The organism is Trinickia mobilis (assembly GCF_017315705.1).
Classification (GTDB): domain Bacteria; phylum Pseudomonadota; class Gammaproteobacteria; order Burkholderiales; family Burkholderiaceae; genus Trinickia_A; species Trinickia_A mobilis.
The window spans coordinates 1-3,254 of record NZ_JAFLRF010000101.1 but is presented as its reverse complement, the minus strand read 5'-3'; the positions used below and the strand labels follow the sequence as shown (position 1 = coordinate 3,254).

Annotated in this window: 3 protein-coding genes; 1 reads left to right on the top strand and 2 read right to left on the bottom strand. The window is 57.3% G+C overall.

Features of this window, described 5'->3' with window-relative positions; translation table 11 throughout:
• Positions 1-292 precede the first annotated feature (292 nt).
• Positions 293-1,234, bottom strand: coding sequence for an enoyl-CoA hydratase-related protein (locus J3489_RS37025; protein WP_207005743.1), 942 nt, complete (start codon positions 1,232-1,234; stop codon positions 293-295).
• A 705-nt stretch (positions 1,235-1,939) separates the two neighbouring features.
• Here J3489_RS37025 and J3489_RS37020 point away from each other — a divergent pair.
• Complete coding sequence (locus tag J3489_RS37020; RefSeq protein WP_255555419.1) at positions 1,940-2,527, top strand: TetR/AcrR family transcriptional regulator; 588 nt, start codon at positions 1,940-1,942, stop codon at positions 2,525-2,527.
• Positions 2,528-2,562: 35 nt separating this feature from the next.
• Here the strand turns inward: J3489_RS37020 and J3489_RS37015 are convergent, their stop codons facing one another.
• Entirely contained in the window at positions 2,563-2,946 is a 384-nt protein-coding gene (locus tag J3489_RS37015; RefSeq protein WP_207005741.1) for an alpha-hydroxy-acid oxidizing protein, read from the bottom strand.
• Positions 2,947-3,254: the final 308 nt, after the last annotated feature.

The window sequence follows — 3,254 nt, the reverse complement described above, 5'->3', positions numbered from 1 at the left end:
CGACGTGTTCGCGCGGTACGGCGACGAGGCCGATGCGGAGATCGCGAAGATCATCGATCAGAACGAGACGGCGGCACAGGCCAAGATTACGACGCCGACCGCGAAGAAAGTTGCCATGCGGGACCAGGCGCGCGGCTAGGGGCATGCAGGGCGAGCGTAGCCTTGGCCTAACTTGCCGAGCGCTGGCGCTGCCGAAATGCGGCTGCGTGAATAGGTTGCGGACCTGGTTCGGTTCGATTCCAGGCCCGCGTACTGTTTCTTCCAGCGGTAAAACTTCTTCGTTGGCTATCAACTAGCTGCCAATGTAGACGGGAGGACGCCCCTGAGCTTCCGCGTCGCGGCCTTCTTGGAAATCTCTTGTGTGAAAGAGCGTACCAAACTGCGCGTCGAGTTTTGACAGGGCCTCCGATTGACTCGGGTCAAGAGCCAGATGGGCCGAAACGAGAGACGTCTTAATGCCTAACGGACCGCAGGCGGAGATCTTTTCAGCAATTGCGATCCCTCTTGCAAGCGCTTCCTTGGAATTGGGGGCTACTTCCTGGACCACCCTCATTCGGTAGGCTTCCTCTGCGCTCCAATGGTCGCCAGTCAACATATATCGCATTGCGTTGCCCCATCCGGCCTCGTGCACAAACCTGACCGTTGAACCACCGCCTGGAAAGCGTCCGTGCGTATTCTCGTCTTGTCCAAAGCGCGTGTCGGCGGCCGCGATGCGGATGTCGGCTACGAGATGAATTTCGTGAGCCATGTTCCACGTGTCGCCATGCACAACAACGATCAGCGGCTTCGTCAAATGAGGCGTGTCGGTCTTTCCGAGCGGATCGATCACTTTGTCGCCGCTTATTAGAGGTTGCCCCGCTCTAACCAGCGGTCGGAATCCATCTACGTCGATTCCACGAGAGAAGTTATCACCGTGTCCAAATAGCACAGCAGCTCTCAGTGAAGGATCGTGATCGTAATCGTAGTAGGCTCGTCCAAGGGCCGTGAAGGTCTCGGGGTCAATTCTGTTGTGTATGTACGGGCGATTAATTCCGATCAGTGCGATCGTGCCGCGCCTCTCGATGGTGACTTTTGCGTTCGGAGAATATGCAACTTCCGCGAGCGTGGTCGCCTCGCCGCTCTCATTAAGGGTTTCTTTAGCCGCTGACGCGATTGAAGGAAGCGTAACCATGCTCCCGGCGAGGGCGACCCCCTTCAACAGTGTTCGACGGCTAAATGTGCTTTCGTTACTCATGAATTCCCTTTGCAGAAAGATCAAAGATCAGTGGTGAACAGATACGGCTGCGACGCTCCTCAGTGCTTCGCAGAAGCGTTGATCATGGCCTCATACACCGTGTCACTGAGAGCCTTGATCAACTTGGGGTTGGCGTCCTTCAAAATATCGATTCGTACGAGCGGCATGGTTCTCTCCTTTATAAATTGCGGCCACGCAGGCTGGGGGAGGGGACTGCGCCACCGCTGGTATTGAACAAATCCGTAGGATAGACTTGCGCTTGCGTTTCCAAATGCGAATATTATTCATAATTAACGTTCCTTTTTGGAATTATGATCGGCGAATATTGTGTGTATGCACATGACGCGCCGCACAAAGGCGCGGCAGGATCGGCAGAAGAAACGGGCATCCGGCAGGCCGAAGTGGTCGCCACGCTTCAGGTAGTCGCATACCTTCAGTGCGCAGCAACACTCTTGATGACGCGTCATTTACTTGCACATACGCGTAAATTGGCGCGGCGCGAGACATAGGACCGAAGCAGGCGCCCAGCCAGCCGATCACAAGTTCGTCGTTCAGCGAATCATGCATTACTTTCGCTCCAAACGACGTGTCCGTCTGCGAAGTGGCCTCGGGGTCCGCCGCCCCGATACCGAGGTACGTTTTGCTATACTTGAAATACAGATGAACCGCTAGATTACTGTTAGAGCCACTTTTCCTGGAACGAGAATGCCACGAGTGTCGCGCGAGGTATCCGACAGACATAAAGAGGAAATCGAGATCGCTTCCGCGAAGTTGTTTCGCGAGCACGGTCTCAATGGAATCAGCGTCGCAGAGGTCATGGCAGCAGTCGGTCTGTCGCACGGAAGCTTCTACAGCCATTTCGATTCGAAGGATGAACTGGCAGCCTTGGCGTGTAACAGATCTTTTGATCAGTCGATGCGGCAGTGGACCAAAATTCTTTCCTCCGGTGTCACGGAGCATGAGGCCCTGCTCAAGATCATCAAGTGGTATTTGAGAGACGGCAACGTCTCTAGTGTTCCGGACTGTGCCGCAGCCACGCTCGCCGCAGATGTCACCCGTGAACCGTCGGACAAGCTCGTGCGCCAGGCCTACAACGCGGGCGTCGACAAGCTGACGACCGCGCTGCAGACCAAAGCAGCGGACTCGGGCGGACTGTCGCGGCCGGACGCGCTCACACTGCTTTCGACACTCGTCGGAGCGCTCATGCTGGCCCGCGCAACCAAAGGCTCCCGGATCTCGTCGGAGATCCGCGAAAGCGTCGTCGATCGTTTGTCCAATATATATGGTACCTGAGCGGCCCTGATAATCTTGGGCAAGACGCTGCTCCTTCATTGGGTGCAATCGAGAGACACCGGCATCAACATATCGCGGCTCGCATTGGCCACGGAGTTGCGGCCGCATAGCGCCAAGGTAACATCCATTTCTTTGTACAGGGTCTCAGGCGCGCGCGTGACACCGGGTGCGCCCATGGCGCCGAGCGCGTAAAGAAATGGACGGCCGATGAACGCGCCATCGGCTCCGGGACACCGGGCCTTCAGCACGTCCTGTCCGGAGCGGATGCCGCCGTCGATAAACGTCTCTGCCGCCGGCGCTGCCAGGATCTCCCCGTCAGGATGCACCATGCCGGTCAAGCCGGTTGGCGCAAGCGCTACCGGCATCCTGACCTCCTCGCCAGGCATGACGTTTTTTAGCGAGCGTCCCGAAAACGGCATCGAGCTTGAGATTCTGAGTCAGGAAGAACATCGAGTAGAACAGGCCGCCACCGACTTGAGCGCGCTACCGCCTGCGGCGACGAGCGCGTTCAGATCGCTAGGGTAGTGATCGTCACTTTGAACCACACCGAAAAAGCGATCGCCGTCTGCGACAGCGAGGCCGAGCTGAATTGCCTGGGAAGACCGCAAAAAACGCATGGAATACTCCGTTCGAGCAGATGATGGCTGCGCTGGTCATGCGCTCGCCGGCACGTTGGCGGAGATATGCGCTCGCTGCGCTTCGCCTTGTCCGAAGGACGCGTTCTCGC